Source organism: Marivivens sp. JLT3646 (assembly GCF_001908835.1).
Classification (GTDB): Bacteria; Pseudomonadota; Alphaproteobacteria; order Rhodobacterales; family Rhodobacteraceae; genus Marivivens; species Marivivens geojensis.
In genome coordinates, this window is sequence record NZ_CP018572.1 from 2,233,972 (window position 1) to 2,251,407 (window position 17,436).

General features: G+C 58.2%; 11 protein-coding genes. 8 read left to right on the plus strand and 3 right to left on the minus strand.

The features are described from left to right. Positions 1-38: 38 nt before the first annotated feature. On the minus strand, positions 39-3,539 hold the full coding sequence (gene dnaE, locus BSK21_RS11140) for a DNA polymerase III subunit alpha (RefSeq protein WP_067550631.1): 3,501 nt from the start codon (positions 3,537-3,539) through the stop codon (positions 39-41). Positions 3,540-3,768: 229 nt separating this feature from the next. Between dnaE and xdhA the strand changes: the two genes are divergently transcribed. The 8 genes from xdhA (at position 3,769) to BSK21_RS11180 (ending at position 14,181) form a co-directional block, all read left to right on the plus strand. Beyond that, positions 3,769-5,127, plus strand: a complete 1,359-nt coding sequence (gene xdhA / locus BSK21_RS11145) for a xanthine dehydrogenase small subunit (protein ID WP_067550872.1) — start codon at positions 3,769-3,771, stop codon at positions 5,125-5,127. Beyond that, positions 5,124-7,460 (plus strand): xanthine dehydrogenase molybdopterin binding subunit, encoded by a 2,337-nt coding sequence (gene xdhB / locus BSK21_RS11150; protein ID WP_074039028.1) that lies wholly within the window; start codon positions 5,124-5,126, stop codon positions 7,458-7,460. The genes xdhA and xdhB overlap by 4 nt, the downstream gene beginning before the upstream one ends. Positions 7,461-7,477: 17 nt before the next feature. Continuing rightward, entirely contained in the window at positions 7,478-8,383 is a 906-nt protein-coding gene (gene xdhC, locus BSK21_RS11155) for a xanthine dehydrogenase accessory protein XdhC (RefSeq protein ID WP_156529602.1), read from the plus strand. Then, positions 8,380-9,897, plus strand: coding sequence for an ABC transporter ATP-binding protein (locus BSK21_RS11160; protein ID WP_067550633.1), 1,518 nt, complete (start codon positions 8,380-8,382; stop codon positions 9,895-9,897). Before xdhC ends, BSK21_RS11160 begins: the two co-directional genes overlap by 4 nt. Next, positions 9,884-10,969 (plus strand): ABC transporter permease, encoded by a 1,086-nt coding sequence (locus BSK21_RS11165; RefSeq protein ID WP_067550634.1) that lies wholly within the window; start codon positions 9,884-9,886, stop codon positions 10,967-10,969. Before BSK21_RS11160 ends, BSK21_RS11165 begins: the two co-directional genes overlap by 14 nt. Continuing rightward, entirely contained in the window at positions 10,969-11,874 is a 906-nt protein-coding gene (locus tag BSK21_RS11170) for an ABC transporter permease (protein ID WP_067550635.1), read from the plus strand. Before BSK21_RS11165 ends, BSK21_RS11170 begins: the two co-directional genes overlap by 1 nt. Before the next feature lie 55 nt (positions 11,875-11,929). Beyond that, complete coding sequence (locus tag BSK21_RS11175; RefSeq protein WP_067550636.1) at positions 11,930-13,012, plus strand: BMP family ABC transporter substrate-binding protein; 1,083 nt, start codon at positions 11,930-11,932, stop codon at positions 13,010-13,012. Positions 13,013-13,110: 98 nt separating this feature from the next. Continuing rightward, entirely contained in the window at positions 13,111-14,181 is a 1,071-nt protein-coding gene (locus tag BSK21_RS11180; RefSeq protein WP_067550637.1) for an FAD-binding oxidoreductase, read from the plus strand. 57 nt (positions 14,182-14,238) lie between these two features. Here BSK21_RS11180 and BSK21_RS11185 read toward each other — a convergent pair whose 3' ends face one another. Both BSK21_RS11185 and BSK21_RS11190 read right to left on the minus strand, forming a co-directional pair. Continuing rightward, positions 14,239-16,743 carry an FAD-dependent oxidoreductase gene (locus tag BSK21_RS11185; RefSeq protein WP_067550638.1) on the minus strand — a complete coding sequence of 835 codons (2,505 nt, stop codon included), beginning with the start codon at positions 16,741-16,743 and terminating at the stop codon, positions 14,239-14,241. Positions 16,744-16,901: 158 nt separating this feature from the next. Further along, positions 16,902-17,354, minus strand: coding sequence for a hypothetical protein (locus BSK21_RS11190; RefSeq protein ID WP_082959444.1), 453 nt, complete (start codon positions 17,352-17,354; stop codon positions 16,902-16,904). Positions 17,355-17,436: the final 82 nt, after the last annotated feature.

Genomic DNA, 17,436 nt, shown 5'->3' on the forward strand with positions numbered 1-17,436 from the left:
TGGTCCACCCGCGACCTTAGCAGCGGGCAAAAGAGCGCCTAGGCCTCGACCACATCCATGACCCCATCCAAGGACCGCAAGGCGCCTTTGATCTCGGGGTTGATCGGGAAATCTTCGCTCAGGTCGATGTCGATCTCAGCAAGGTCGCCCGAGGTCATCAATGTCAGGATCACAGGCCCACGAGCACCGCGCAATTTCTGCGTTTTTGCACCCTCAAGCACGGTAGAAATCGCCGAAACGGCCTGCGGTTCATTCACGTAGACCCGCAATGCCGACGACGTCAGATCAGAGACAACCGTATCAATCGGCACAATCGACCGCGCCAAGAGCTTCAGTTGATCGGATTCCATCGTCGCTTCGACTGTCAGAACAACCTTGTTGCCCGTCTCCAGATGATCGCGGCACACATCCAACGTGTCCGAGAAAATCGTGACCTCGTAGGCCCCTGTCGGATCAGACAACTGCGCAAAAGCAAAACGATTGCCCCGCGCGGATTTGCGTTCCTGACGCCCTGCCACGTGGCCTGCCATTTTGACAACGCAGGCGCCATGTTCAGCTTTCGCCATCACGTCGTCGAGCGATAAAACCTGATTGCGTTTCAGCGCCGTCATGTAATCATCCAGCGGGTGACCTGACAGATAGAAACCAATCGCCTTATATTCCTCGGCCAGTCGTACCGCAGGCAACCAGTCGGGCGTATTTGCCAATCGCGGCTCTGGCAGATCATCACCTGCCTCGCCAAAGAGCGACACTTGGTTCGATGTCTTCTGATCCTGAATAGCCGCCGAATAGCCGACCAACGCCTCTAGACTGTCAAAGACCCGCTTGCGGTTGCTGTCTAACTGATCGAACGCCCCTGCCCGTGCGAGCATTTCGAGCGGACGTTTCCCGATCCGTTTCAGGTCACACCGCCGCGCGAAATCAAACAGCGTCGCAAAGGGTTTTTCACCGCGACCCTCAACCACCAACCGCATCGCATCAGCGCCCACGTTTTTCAACGCGCCCAGCGCATAGACGAGCTTTTGATCGACAACGTCGAACGTCGCGAGACTGCGATTCACACAGGGCGGGATGTAGTCGATCCCAAGCCCCTTTTTCACCTCTTGGAAATAGATCGACAGCTTGTCGGTCAGGTGAATATCGCAGTTCATCACACCGGCCATAAACTCGACGGGATGGTTCGCCTTGAGCCATGCTGTCTGATAAGACACCACCGCATAGGCCGCCGCGTGGGATTTGTTAAAGCCGTAGTTCGCGAATTTTTCGAGAAGGTCGAAAACCTCCGATGCCTTCTTTTTATCGACACCGTTCTTGGCCGCGCCCTCTTCGAATTTCGGGCGTTCGGCGTCCATCGCCTCTTTGATCTTTTTACCCATCGCGCGGCGAAGCAAGTCCGCACCACCAAGCGAGTAACCCGCCATGACCTGTGCGATCTGCATCACCTGTTCCTGATAGACGATAATGCCCTGCGTTTCGGCGAGGATGTGGTCGATAGTCGGGTGTATCGATTCCAGTTCTTTGCGACCGTGTTTCACATCGCAATAGACAGGGATGTTCTCCATCGGACCCGGACGGTAGAGCGCAACAAGCGCCACGATGTCCTCAATACAGGTCGGCTTCATCCGTTTCAGGGCGTCCATCATGCCCGTGGATTCCACCTGGAACACCGCGACCGTTTTCGCCGCCGAATAGAGCTTGTAGGTCTTTTCATCCTCAAGCGGGATGGCGTTGATCTCGTTCTCTGCCCCTTCGGCAGGTTCATAGAGCTGCGTGCCATCCGCTGCGACGTGCAGCGGGCGACCCGATTTAAAGATCAAATCCATCGCGGACTGAATGACGGTCAGGGTCTTTAGACCCAAGAAGTCGAACTTTACGAGACCCGCCTGTTCAACCCATTTCATATTGAACTGGGTCGCGGGCATGTCAGACCGCGGATCCTGATAGAGCGGCACCAAGGCATCCAACGGACGGTCCCCGATCACGACACCCGCCGCGTGGGTCGATGCGTTGCGCAACAGGCCTTCAATCTTGGTTCCGTAGGTCAAAAGCCGATCAACGACCTCTTCGTTGCGGGCCTCTTCGCGCAGACGTTCCTCTTGGATCAGGGCCTGTTCAATGCTGACAGGTTTCACACCCTCGACAGGGATCATCTTGGACAGACGATCCACCTGTCCATAAGGCATCTGCAATACCCGCCCAACGTCACGCACCGCAGCCTTGGACAAAAGCGCACCAAACGTGATGATCTGACCCACTTTGTCACGACCGTATTTCTGCTGCACATAGCGGATCGTTTCTTCGCGTCGATCCATGCAGAAGTCGATGTCGAAGTCAGGCATCGAGACACGTTCGGGGTTGAGGAAGCGTTCGAACAGAAGGCTATACCGCAGCGGATCAAGGTCGGTAATCGTCAGCGCATAAGCCACGAGAGAGCCCGCACCCGAACCACGGCCCGGTCCGACAGGGATGCCGTTATCCTTGGACCACTTGATAAAGTCCGCAACAATTAGGAAGTAGCCAGGGAACCCCATCCCCTCGATAATATCCAACTCGAAATCGAGCCGCGCCTGATATTCCTCGACCGTAACCGCATGAGGAATAACCGCCAGTCTTGCCTGCAAACCCTCGTTGGCCTGACGACGAAGTTCAACGACCTCATCATCCGCAAACTTCGGCAAAATCGGGTTACGCTTATAAGCCTTGAATGCACAACGTTTTGCAATCTCAACCGTATTTTCCAGCGCCTCGGGAAGATCGGCAAAGAGTGTCGCCATCTCTTCGGGCGATTTGAAATAGTGCTGCGGGGTCAACCGCCGACGTGGTTCGGCCTGATCAACATAGGCCCCCTGCGCGATACAGATCAGCGCATCATGCGCCTCGTAAATATCGGGCTTAGGGAAATAGACATCGTTGGTCGCAACGAGCGGCAATTCCATCGCATAGGCCATCTCAATGTGACCGCGCTCTGACAATTGCTCTGCTTCAGGTAGGCCGTCCTCTTGGGGGTGGCGCTGAAGTTCGACATACAGCCGATCAGGGTAAATCCCTTTCATTTGCGACAGCAGCGCCTCGGCCTTGCCACGTTGTCCCGCCCGCAACAGACGACCAATCGGACCATCGGGCCCACCAGACAAACAAATCAGCCCTTCGGAATACCGTTCAAGGTCCGCAACCTCGACCTGCGGCAACCGCCCACCAGCGTCCACATAAAGAACGCTGTTCAGCTTCATCAGGTTCTCATAGCCGCGCTCTGACTGGGCCAGTAGCACAATCGGCGCTGGATCATCGGGACGCTTCCCCGGTTCGGGCGTGGTATACGCCAAATCGACCTGACAGCCGATAATCGGCTGGATACCCGCCCCGCTTGCGTATTCGGAAAACTCCAATGCGCAGAACATGTTATTCGTATCTGTCACAGCGACCGCAGGCATGTTCATATCCGCCGCCATGCCCGACAATTTCTTTACCCGCACCGCCCCTTCAAGGAGCGAATATTCCGTGTGAACGCGAAGATGGATGAATCGTGGCTGGCTGGTCATGCGGCTAGGATATGGTCAGCGCTTGGGATGTAAAAGCATCAAATGCACGCAAACTCACCGCGCAAATTTTGAGCACCTGACGCAAAGTGCGGCAAGTTTCGACACAAAATTCTTGCCAACTGAGGAAAGCATCGCTTTGATCGGTGTGATAAAGAGAGTGGGCGTCTACGCCGCATCGATGCCCAATGACATTCTCTGGACTTTTGGTAAGGCGGCAGGTCAAGACCCTATGGAGGTATCGTTTCTTCTCAACGGAGAGACAGTCCTTGTCTCGCAACCCGCGACACGGACCCTACTCGATTGGCTGCGCGAAGATCGCAGCCTTACAGGAACAAAGGAAGGCTGTAACGAAGGCGACTGCGGTGCTTGTACGGTCGTCGTGCAGGATGGCACCTCTGTGCGTGCACTGAATGCCTGCATCCTCTTCCTGCCCCAACTCAACGGTAAAGCCGTGCGCACGGTTGAGGGCATCGGCAAAGACGGCTTGCACGCCGTTCAGCAGGCTTTGGTTGATCAACACGGCAGCCAATGCGGGTTCTGCACCCCGGGGTTTGTCGCCTCTATGGTCGCGGGCCATGCCCAAGGTCGCACCGATCACGACACTGTCCTTGCGGGCAACCTGTGCCGCTGCACGGGCTATGCCCCGATCATTCGCGCCGCCCGTTCCGCCGAGGGCGCCGCCCTGCCAGAGTGGTTGAAACAGGACGCGGAATGGGTCGCGGCACAGCAGCCGACAGGCGCAGCACCGAAAACCAGCGACGACCTCGCCGCGCTTTACCTTGCCAATCCTGACGCAACGCTTGTGGCGGGTGCAACGGACGTGGGGCTCTGGGTGACCAAACAGCTCCGCGATTTAGATCAGGTGATTTTCCTCAACCAATGCGATGACCTGAAAACCGTTGAGGTCACTGACACCGCGATCCGCATCGGCGCAGGTGTCTCAATGACCGACGTTCGCGCCCTTATGGCCGAACACCACCCCAGCTACGCCGAAATGATCCGCCGCTATGGGTCCGAACAGGTCCGGAACGCCGCCACCATCGGCGGCAATATCGCCAACGGATCGCCCATCGGTGACAACCCGCCTGCCCTCATCGCGCTGGGCGCAATGCTACACCTGCGCAAAGGCGATACCCGCCGTGATCTCCCGATCGAAGACTTCTTTATCGACTACGGCAAACAGGACCGTGCAGAAGGCGAATTCGTTGAGGCCGTCACGATCCCGAAATCGGCACCAGACCTACGGTGTTACAAGCTTTCCAAACGGTTCGACCAAGACATCTCTGCCGTCTGCGGATGTTTTAACATCACGGTCACCGATGGCACTGTCACAGCGGCCCGCATCGCCTTTGGCGGTATGGCCGGGACGCCGAAACTGGCCAGCGCGACGATGTCCACTCTGATCGGGCAACCATGGATCGAGGCCACATTGGATGCTGCCTGCGATGCTCTTGCCACCGATTATAGCCCAATGTCCGATATGCGCGCTTCAGCCACCTACCGACTAGAGGCGGCGAAAGGCATGTTGCGCCGCTATTTCGCGCAGTCCTATGGCCTGCCGACAAACGTGTTGGAGGTAGAGGTATGACCGTTCGCCAACCCCTCCCCCATGACGGCGGCCCGCTCCACGTCACTGGCTCTGCACGGTATATCGATGACATCCCCACACCGCGCGATTGCCTGCATATCGCCTTTGGTCAGTCACCCGTCGCATGTGGGACGATCGCCTCGCTGGATCTGACAGCAGTTAAATCAGCCCGAGGCGTCGTCGCTGTCCTCACCGCAGATGATCTGCCTTTTTCCAATGACGTGAGCCCGTCGATCCATGACGAACCCTTGCTCGCCGTTGGTCAGGTCCACTATGTCGGCCAACCCATTTTCATGGTCGTCGCTGACAGCCACCTGAACGCCCGCAAAGCGGCACGTATGGCAAAGATCGAAATCGCAGACGAAAAGCCGATCCTCTCCGTTGAAGACGCAATGGCGGCAGGCAGCTTCTTTGAAGGTGGTCCGCGCACATGGACCAAGGGCGACGCAAAAACGGCTATAGAATCGGCGCCCCGTCGTCTGACTGGTCAATTCGACATGGGCGGTCAGGAACATTTCTACCTTGAGGGTCAGGCAGCCCTCTCTCTCCCCCAAGATAACGGGGACATGGTCGTTCACAGTTCGACCCAGCACCCGACCGAAATCCAACACAAGGTCGCCGATGCGCTGGGCGTGCCGATGCATGCGGTCCGCGTCGAATGTCGTCGGATGGGTGGTGGCTTTGGCGGCAAGGAAAGCCAAGGCAACGCGCTCGCCGTTGCAACCGCAGTGGCAGCCCGCCTGACGGGTCGTGCTTGTAAAATGCGCTACGACCGCGACGACGACATGGTGATCACAGGCAAACGCCATGATTTTCGGATCGGATACGAGGTCGGCTTTGACGACAAAGGTCGGATCAAAGGCATCGCCTTTACCCAGATCACCCGCGGGGGATGGGCGCAGGATTTGACAGGGCCGGTCGCTGACCGTGCGATGCTCCATTCAGACAACGCCTATTTGCTGCCTCACGCGATCATCACGTCGTATCGCTTAAAGACCAACATGCAATCCGCCACCGCGTTTCGTGGATTCGGTGGTCCGCAGGGTGTTCTGGGCATTGAACGGGTGATGGACCACATCGCCCATGACCTCGACATGGACCCCGTAGAGGTGCGCCGCCTGAACTACTACGCCCCCGCCAAAGGGGCCGAGGCCAAAGCGATTGGCACAGGCAAACCCTTTGGGGCAGAGTTTTCACCCGAAACCCATCGCCCCGAGCCGAACACCACGCCCTATGGGATGGAGGTCAAAGATTTCCTCCTTCACTCCATGACGGAACGGTTGCTCGAAACGTCGGACTATAAAAATCGTAAGGCACAGATCGCAGCGTGGAATGCGAACTCTCCGATCCTGAAACGTGGTATCGCCTTTAGCCCTGTTAAATTCGGTATCTCCTTTACCCTCACCCACCTGAACCAAGCGGGCGCGTTGGTCCACGTTTACCAAGACGGCTCCATCATGCTGAACCACGGCGGGACAGAGATGGGTCAGGGCCTGTTCCAGAAAATCGCCCAAGTCGCCGCCGCGCGGTTTGGCGTCTCGACCGAGACGGTCAAAATCACCGCGACCGACACCGCAAAGGTGCCGAACACCTCGGCCACCGCTGCCTCCTCTGGGTCTGACCTCAACGGCATGGCGGTCCTTGCGGCTTGCGATGCCATCCGCACCCGCATGGCAGAGTTCTTGGGCCAAGGCGCTTCGGTCACATTCGCAGACGGTATGGTCACTTGGGCAGGCCAATCCATCACCTTCGCTGAGGCCGCGATGCGCTGCTATCAGGCTCGTGTCGGACTATCAGCCACAGGGTTCTACAAAACCCCAGACCTCTCTTGGGACCGCGAAGCAGGCAAAGGGCGACCGTTCTTTTATTTTGCTCACGGCGCATCCGTCACCGAAGTTGTCATCGACACACTCACAGGTGAAAACCGCATCCTGCGGGCGGACGTTCTCCATGATGTCGGTGCATCATTGAACCCCGCGTTGGACAAGGGCCAAATCGAAGGTGGCTATGTCCAAGGCGCTGGATGGCTCACCACCGAAGAACTGGTTTGGGACGACCACGGACGACTGCGCACCCACGCGCCCTCGACCTACAAAATCCCTGCCTGTTCTGACCGCCCGCCTGTGTTCAACGTAGACCTCGTCGACGGTGAAAACCCCGAAGCCACGATCTACAGGTCGAAAGCCGTAGGCGAACCGCCATTTATGCTGGGCATTTCGGCATTCCTCGCGCTCTCGGATGCGGTTGCCGCCTGCGGGGATCGCTATCCCGACCTCGACGCTCCCGCCACGCCAGAGCGTATCCTCATGGCCGTGAAACGGGTGCAGGCGTGACGTTCGACCTGACATATATGCGCACCTGCGCAGAGCGTGGCCCTTTTGCCCGCGTGCTTGTGACGCGCACGGCAGGGTCAGTGCCGCGTGAGGCTGGAACCTCGATGGTCGTTTGGCACGACGGGCAAGACGGCACTATCGGCGGTGGTCGGCTGGAATGGGACGCGGTGCGCGACGCCCGCGCGATGATCGGGCGCGGTGGGATTAGCGAACGGACTTACCCGCTTGGCCCTGAACTGGGTCAATGTTGCGGAGGTTCAGTGACCTTGGTGACCGAGGTCTTTGATGCGCATTCTCTTCCCAGCAGCTTACCCTACGCGCGGCCCCTTCGCCCTGCATCCTCTTTACCCCCAAAAATCGCCAATCGGCTGGCAACCATGCCGCCGCAGTTGGTGCCCCTGATCATCGACGGTTGGCTGATCGAAACCGCCCATGTTGAAACTCGGCATCTCTGGATATGGGGCGCTGGCCATGTCGGGCGGGCGCTGGTCAATGTCCTCGCGCCGCTGCCCGAGCTTTCGATCACGTGGGTCGACATCGCTCGCGATCGGTTCCCCTACACGATCCCCGAAGGCGTAACCGAAGTCATCGCTGCCGATCCGCCCCTCTTGGTCGCTCATGCGCCAAAATCGGCAGAGCACATCATTCTGACCCACAGTCACCAGATCGACCTCGACCTATGCCATGCGCTTTTGTCGCGCGGATTTTCAGCGCTTGGGCTCATCGGATCGGCCACAAAATGGGCACGCTTCCGTAACCGACTGACATCGTTGGGTCATTCACCTGCACAAATTTCGCGCATTGCCTGCCCAATAGGCGACCCGACATTAGGAAAACACCCACAGGCGATTGCCTTGGGGGTTGCCACACGCCTGCTTGCGCGGGCAGATAGCGACCAAGACAAAGAAACGGGGACAACGTGACGCTTCTCGACCTACAGGGATTGACCAAGGCCTATCCGGGCGTTGTCGCAAACAGCGACATCAGTTTTGCCATCGGCAAAGGCCAAATCCACGCGCTCCTCGGTGAGAACGGCGCGGGCAAATCGACGCTCGTCAAGACGATCTACGGCCTCGTCCGCCCTGACGCAGGCACGATGACACTCGAAGGCGCGCCCTTTACCCCGACCGATCCCCGCGCGGCCCGAGCTGCTGGTATCGCTATGGTTTTCCAGCACTTTTCCCTGTTCGACGCCCTGACCGTCGCGGAAAACATTGCCCTCGGCATGGAGAACCCGCCGAAGCAACGCGAGCTTGCCCAGCGCATCCGCGAGGTATCGGAAAACTACGGCCTACCTTTGTCCCCCGACCGTATTGTAGGCGACTTGTCGGCGGGTGAACGGCAACGTGTCGAGATCATTCGCTGCCTGCTCCAAGACCCGAAACTCCTGATCATGGACGAACCGACCAGCGTTCTGACCCCTCAGGAGGTAGAGATTCTCTTTGGCACTCTCCGCCTTTTGGCGTCCCAGGGCACGTCGATCCTCTATATCTCGCACAAGCTCGAAGAAATTCGTGCGCTCTGCGAACACGCGACCGTTCTGCGTCTGGGCAAGGTCGTCGGCACCTGCGATCCCCGTGAAACCACCAGCCGTGATATGGCGGAACTGATGGTTGGATCGACATTGATGACACCGAAACGCGACAGTGAAACCCTAGGCGATGATGTTCTGGTCATCGAAGGGCTCACCGCTCCTGCGCCGCATCAATTCGGCACGGCTCTGAAAAACATCAGCGTTTCTGTGAAGTCTGGCGAAGTCCTCGGCATTGGCGGTGTGGCTGGCAACGGTCAGGACGAACTCGTCGCGGCTCTCTCGGGCGAAATGCCTGTAAGTGCGGCAATGGTATCGCTCGATGGGCAAGCGATTGGTCACCTCGACCCGAATACACGTCGCAAAATTGGCCTGTGTGCTGCACCAGAAGAACGCAACGGTCACGCAGCCGCCCCTGACATGACACTCACAGAAAATGCGCTCATGACGGCAAAGACGCGGTTGGGCCTGTCTAAAAACGGCTTCCTCGATTGGGCAAGCGCGCGTGACTTTGCCCTCTCTGTGATCGACGGCTTTGACGTGCGGACCCCTGGTCCAGAAACAGCAGCCCGCGCACTCTCTGGCGGCAACCTCCAGAAATTCGTGATCGGGCGGGAAATTCTGCAAAAACCGCGCGTTCTGGTCGTGAACCAGCCGACATGGGGCGTCGATGCTTCTGCCGCCGCTGCGATCCGTCAGGCGCTCTTGGACCTCGCGGGCGAAGGCTCTGCAGTGGTTGTTATCTCCCAAGACCTTGATGAGATTTTGGAAATTGCCGACCGTTTTGCTGCGCTAAACGAAGGCACCCTATCCCCCGCAGTGCCAACCGCTGGCCTCACGATGGAGCGGATCGGTCTGATGCTCGGTGGCGCACATGATATGGAGGCCGCTCATGTTGAGGCTTGAGAAACGGCCACAGCCGTCGAAAAATTGGTCCTATGGCGCGCCACTCCTCGCAGTGGTGCTGACGATCATCCTCGGCATGGGGCTCTTCGCGATCTTGGGCAAAGACCCCGTCATCGCGATCAAAACCATCTTCTGGGACCCGGTCTTTGGCCAGTTCGCGCATTTCTATCGACCTGAGGTCGTGAAAAAGGCCGCGCCACTGGTGCTGATCGCCGTGGGTCTGTCGTTCGGGTTTCGTGCAGGCATCTGGAACATCGGTGCCGAAGGCCAATACATCATCGGCGCGATCTGCGGCGCCGGCGTGGCGCTGGCGGTCTACCCCTATGACACCCGCTGGGTTCTGTTCCCGCTGATGATTGTCGCGGGGGCCTTGGGTGGGTTCCTCTGGGCGATGATCCCCGCGCTCCTCCGTGTGTTTTTCAAAACCAACGAAATCCTTGTGTCGCTCATGTTGGTCTATGTGGCCGAAGTGTTGATTAAGGCCTTTTCGATCGGTCTTTTGCGTAACCCAGAAGGCTACGGCATGCCGGGCAGCCGCAACCTGCGCCAATATCCGGCCGCAGCAAACCTCGACCTGATCAGCGGGACGGGGTTCCACTGGGGCGCACTGACCGCCGTCTTTGCCGTGGTCGTGGCCTACGTCATGTTCACCCGCCACCAGTTCGGCTTTAACGTCCGCCTCGCAGGGCAAAGCCCCCGTGCGGCTGGTTTTTCTGGTGTGAAAGCGAACAAACTGATCATTGTCTGCCTCGGCCTTTCTGGCGCAATGGCAGGCCTCGCTGGTCTGTTCGAAGTCGCAGGCCCCTCGGGGCAGATTCTCGGGTCGTTCCCGTCGTATTATGGCTTTACCGCGATCATCGTGGCCTTCCTCGGTCGTCTGAACCCCATCGGCATCTTGCTTGCGGGTCTGTTGATGGCGCTGACCTACATCGGGGGCCAAGCCGCCGAAGCCCAACTGAACCTCCCCTCAGCCGCGATCCTGACGTTCCAAGGGATGCTGTTGTTCTGCCTTCTGGCCGTGGACGTTCTGACCAACTACCGTTTCAAAATCGGCAAGGCAGAGGTGCGCTAATGGACATCAACCCAATCCTCCTACTTGCGGCGCTGATGGTTGCGTCGACGCCCATCCTCTTGGCCGCGATTGGCGAATTGGTCGTCGAACGTTCTGGCGTCCTGAACCTCGGTGTTGAGGGCATGATGATCGTCGGCGCGGTTTGCGGTTATATCGCGGGCCATTCCAGCGGGAACCCGTACTTGGGCTTCGTCGGTGCAGCGGCGGCTGGCGCGGCGTTGTCACTGATCTTTGCCGTGCTAACCCAGTTTCTCCTGACCAATCAGGTGGCGACGGGGCTTGGCCTGACAATGTTCGGTCTGGGACTATCGTCACTGATCGGCCAAGGCGCGAAAGGGTCGCCGGACCTGACCGTTTCGAAACTCCACATCCCGCTGCTGGCTGATATTCCCGTGGTAGGCCCGATCCTGTTCCAGCACGATGTCATGGTCTACCTGAGCGTTGCCATCGTCGCGGGCGTCTGGGCTTTCCTCAAATACTCTCGCGCAGGTCTCATCCTTCGGGCTGTTGGCGAAAACCACGATGCCGCCCACGCGCTGGGATATAACGTCCGCGCCGTCCGCGTCCTCGCCATCATGTTCGGTGGTGCCTGTGCTGGCCTCGCCGGAGCCTACATCAGCCTCGTGCGCGTGCCCCAGTGGATCGACGGCATAACCGCTGGTGCGGGCTGGATCGCTCTCGCCATCGTCGTCTTTGCCAGCTGGAAGCCGTGGCGTTTGATCGCAGGTGCCTATCTTTTTGGCGGTGTGACTGTCCTTCAGCTTAACTTACAGGCTGAGGGCTTGAAAATTCCTGTAGAATATCTGTCGATGGCACCATACCTCGCGACTATCGTCGTCCTCGTGATGATCCGTGCAGGACGTGCGCCTGCATCGCTGGGCAAATCTTTCCACCCCTCGACCTGAGGGACGAAAACTAACCGCCAGAGTCTGCTCTCTGGTCCAATTGGGAGAATACAATATGAAACGCAGAACGCTCCTTGCTACTGGTGCTGGCGCAGCAATGGCTGCAGCGCTCGGCCTGCCGGCTCGCGCTCAGGACAAAACCAAAGTTGGCTTTATCTATGTCGGCCCGATCAATGACGGCGGCTGGACACAGCACCACCACCACTCCGCTATGGAAATGGTTCACCACTTCGGCGACGCGGTAGACTTCGTGTACCAAGAGAACGTCCCAGAAGGCCCTGACGCAGAGCGCGCTATCACTCAGATGGCTCTCGGCGGTGCGGACATCATCTTTACCACCTCGTTCGGCTTCATGGACCCGACCATCAACGTTGCTGCGAACTTCCCTGACGTGAAATTCGAACACGCAACTGGCTACAAGCAGGCTGACAACGTGTCCGTTTACTCGGCTCGCTTCTACGAAGGCCGCGCAATCCAAGGCACCCTCGCTGGTCGCGTCACCAAATCGAACAAAGTAGGCTACATCGCGTCGGTTCCGATTCCGGAAGTTATCCGCGGTATCAACTCGGCATACCTGCACGCGAAAAAGGTTAACCCTGACGTAGAATTCAAAGTCATCTGGATCTTTGAATGGCTGAACCCAGCAAAAGAAGCAGACGCTGCTAAGGCGCTGATCGAACAGGGCTGTGACGTTGTTCTGCAGCACACCGACTCCACCGCACCGCATCAGGCTGCAAAAGAAGCTGGCGGCGTTTACACCTTCGGTCAGGCTGCTGACATGGCAGAATATGGCCCGATGCCGCGCATCTCGTCGATCATCGACAACTGGTCGCCCTACTACATCGAGCGCGTTCAGGCAGTCATCGACGGCACTTGGGGCTCCGTGAACACTTGGGACGGTATCGGCGCTGGCATGGTCGGCATCGGTGAAATCTCTGACGCTGTTCCGGCAGAAGCCAAAGCAGAAGCAGAAGCGATGCGCGACGCGATCGCAGCGGGCACCTACCACCCGTTCACTGGCCCGATCAACAAACAAGACGGTTCGGCTTGGCTCGCTGAAGGCGAGATTGCCAACGACGGCGATTTGGCTGGAATGTTCTTCTTCGTCGAAGGAATCGAAGGCGATATCCCGTCCTAATCAGGCGATTTTCCTGAATTTGAGGGGGCGCTTAGGCGCCCCCTTTTTCGTTCCAGCACTCCGTGGCAGGGTCGCCCACGACACATGAGGAGGATGAAATGATCGACTATCTCGTTATTGGCGGCGGCATAGCAGGACTATCTGCAGGCGCAGGTTTAGCGCCTCACGGGTCGGTCGTTTTGGTGGAGGCCGAAGACACATTGGGCCACCACACCTCTGGCCGCTCTGCCGCGCTCTACGAACCGAGCTACGGCAAACCCGCCGTACAAGCCTTGGGCCGTGCGTCCTATGACGGGCTAAAGGACGCGGGCACCCTGTCCCCACGTGGTGTGATGGTCGTGGGCCTCGCAGGGCAAGACGACGCCTTCAAAGAGGATGTCGCCCACATGGGACTGACTGAGGTCACATTGGACGAGGCCAAGGCCCTCTGCCCGATCCTCGACACTGATGCGATCACGCGGGCCGCCTACCTTGAGGCGGTCTATGACATCGACACCGACCTTTTGATGCAAACCTACGCAAAGGACATCCGCGCCAACGGTGGCCAAGTCCTAACCCGCCACCCAGTCAACGCGATCACCCGCACCGCCAACGGCTGGACCGTGACAGCAGGCGGCACAGAGTTCACAGCCAAAAACATCGTAAACGCTGCTGGCGCTTGGGTCGATAAGATCGCAGAAATGGCGGGTATAGCACCGATTGGCTTCACTCCTCTGCGCCGTTCGATGGCCCGCATCCCTTCCCCCGATGGCATGGATCCGGCGACATGGCCGATGGTGTTTGGCGCGGGCGAAGAATGGTATATGAAACCCGATGCTGGCGCGCTGATCGTCTCTCCCGCCGAAGAAGACCCGACCGAGCCGCATGACGCATGGGCAGACGATATGATCCTCGCCGAAGGACTCGCACGGTTCGAGGAAAACGTCGCCATGGAGGTCACACGCTTGATCGCAAACTGGGCAGGTCTGCGGACCTTCTCTCCCGACCGCGTTTTGGTCGTGGGACGGGACCCATTGGACGAGACGTTCTTTTGGTGTGGTGGCCAAGGCGGCTATGGATTCATCACGGCCCCCGCCGTCCGTGATCTGGTCGAAGCGCTCGTGACAGGTCGCGATCCCATCATCGGGGCGGAACACATCCCTGCCCTATCGCCGGTAAGATTCCGTTAACTAGTTGACAACTGTCAACAAATTGAAAGGGCGGCCACTTGGGCCGCCCTTTTTTGGTTATCCGTCGATGCGGATATTTGCGTTTGTCGGATCGTAGGGGCTGTCCTCGACGATTGTCGCATCCCACAGCTCGCCCATGATCTTAACCTTAAGCTTCGTGCCAACTTCGGCCAGCGCAGGCTTCACGTAGCCCATGCCGATCTGTTTACCAAAGGCGACCGAATAACCGCCCGAGGTCAGACGACCAGCGTAGTTGCCGTCCAGATCGCGCAGCGCTTCTTTGCCCCACGGATCAGCATCCGCCGGACCGTCGATCAACAGTGTAACGCACTTGGAACGAACGCCGATTTTCTCCATCGCGGCTTTGCCGTTGAACTCTTTACCGAGGTCAACAAAGCGCGGCAGGTCAGCTTCGATCGGGGTCGCATCACGGCCCAGTTCGGTGCCGAATGCGCGGTAGGATTTTTCCTGACGGAGCCAGTTCTGTGCACGAGCACCAACCAGTTTACCGCCATGCTTCTCCATTGCAGGCATCAGAAGATCCCACAGATAGTTCTGCATTTCGATCGGGTGGTGAAGTTCCCAACCCAGCTCACCCGTGTAAGCCACGCGGATCGCGTTCACAGGGCACATACCCAGTTCGATCTGGCGAGCCGACAACCACGGGAAGCGTTTGTTCGACAGCGCGGTTTCTGGATCGACGTCTTTGATGACTTCTTTCAGAATGTCGCGCGACTTCGGACCTGCGATTGCGAATACGCCCCACTGAGTGGTGACGTTCTGCATCTCGATACGGCCAAACTCGGCTTCTTTGTCTTCGATGCATTTCTTCAGGTAGTCCGCATCGTAGTCGGTCCATGCACCTGCAGACACCAGATAGTATTCGTCCTCAGACAGACGAACGATGGTGTATTCGGTGCGGGTGGTGCCTGCTTCGGTCAGTGCGTAGGTCAGGTTGATACGACCAACTTTCGGCAGTTTGTTGGTGGTGAACCAATCGAGGAACGCCGTCGCACCTGGGCCTTTGACGATGTGTTTGGTGAATGCTGTTGCATCGATCAAACCAGCGGTTTCACGAACGGCCTTGGCTTCGGCAACGGCATACTCCCACCATGCGCCACGGCGGAAGCTGCGGCTGTCATGGTCAAACGACGACGGTGCATCGACGGGGCCGTAATAGTTCGGGCGTTCCCAGCCGTTGACTTGGCCGAATTGTGCGCCGAGCTTTTTCTGGCGGTCGTAAACAGGCGAAGTGCGCAGCGGACGTGCAGCTTCGCGCTCTTCGTCTGGGTGGTGAAGAATAAAGACGTGCTCGTAGCATTCTTCGTTCTTTTTCACCGCGTAATCGGTGGTCATCCACGAGCCGTAACGTTTCGGGTCGAGCGACGCCATGTCGATCTCGGCTTCGCCGTTTACCATCATCTGAGCGAGGTAGTAGCCCGTGCCACCCGCGGCGGTGATACCGAAGGAGAAGCCTTCAGCCAGCCACATGTTGCGCAGACCCGGAGCGGGGCCAACGAGCGGGTTGCCATCCGGCGTGTAGCAGATCGGGCCGTTGAAGTCGTCCTTGAGACCGACAGTCTCAGAGGTCGGAATACGGTGGATCATCGCCATGTATTCTTCTTCGATACGCTCGAGGTCGAGCGGGAAGAGGTCCGCACGGAAGCTATCCGGAACGCCGTATTGGAAACGTGCAGGTGCGCCGCGTTCGTACGGGCCGAGGATCCAGCCGCCACGCTCTTCGCGGACATACCATTTCGCGTCAGCATCACGCAGAACAGGGTGCTCTGCACCACCGTTTGCACGGTATTCAACCAGCGCCGGATCGGGCTCGGTCACGATGAACTGGTGCTCAACAGGGATTGCAGGGATTTTGATGCCCAAGAGTTTCGCAGTGCGCTGTGCGTGGTTACCCGTTGCAGTTACAACGTGGTCCGCGTGGATCACTGTGGTTTCTTCGGTCGCAACGAGGTTACCGCCGCGCTCACCCATTTTGGTGACGGTGACTTCCCAGTGGTCGCCGGTCCATTTGTACCCGTCGACCTGCCATTTGCGTTCGATGATCACGCCGCGCTGACGGGCACCCTTTGCCATCGCCATAGTGACGTCAGCAGGGTTGATGTAGCCGTCTTGCGGGTGGAACAATGCACCTTTGAGGTCATCGGTGCGGACCAGCGGCCAGCGCTCTTTGATCTCGTTCGGGGTGAGGAATTCGTGGTAAACGTCTGCGGTTTCCGCAACAGACGAATAAAGCATGTATTCGTCCATGCGTTCTTGGGTCTGGGCCATACGCAGGTTGCCACAGATCGAGAAGCCAGCGTTCAGGCCGGTCTCTGCCTCGAGCGATTTGTAGAAATCGACCGAGTATTTGTGGATGTGAGTCGTCGCGAACGACATGTTGAACAGTGGCAGCAGACCGGCAGCGTGCCATGTCGAGCCTGAGGTCAGTTCGTCACGCTCCAAGAGCATGACATCTTCCCAGCCAGCTTTGGCAAGGTGGTAAGCAATCGAGGTACCGACGGCACCACCGCCGACGACTAGGGCACGAACATGGGTTTTCATTTGGCGACTCCATTTGGACTTGGCGTCACTTTTGCCCGAAACTCGCAGCCCATAACGGAACCAGACGACATACGACTGTCCAAAACCGACAGCCCGAAAACAAAGCGCCGCCCCTGATCACAGGAGCGGCGCGTCGATCACTGACAAAGGGAAGTAACTCAGTGACCAAAATCTGCAGGTGATAGTTCGCCGTCACCTGAGGTGTCCAGCTCTGCGAAAAGGCGTTCCGTCGCAGCGGTCCATTCATCTGCACTGATCGCGCCATCGCCGTTTGTATCGGCGTATTCGGCTGTCATCGTGGCGTGAATTTTCGCACCCGGACCACCCGCGCCGTGACCACCGCCGTTGCCATTGCCGCCACCGTGGTTAGCCTCCATCGCAGAAGCGACGGTTGCGTCCATATTGGCTTGTTCTTCGGCATCGATGCTGCCGTCTTCGTTCAGGTCGAACATGTAGAACTGATCACCGCGGCGCGCATGAAAATCTTCGATGGTGACCGCACCAGATGCGTCCACGTCCCATTCGTTCATGAACTCTGCCATCGGCCCTTGGGCGAATGCGGCGGTTGCTGTTCCAGCGAAAAGGACAAATCCAAGGGTTGCGACTTTCATATCATCATATTCTAATTTTGTTATGTTTTATATTTGGAGTTTTTAATTCAGGATTACTAGCCCCAAAACACGGACAGGTTGT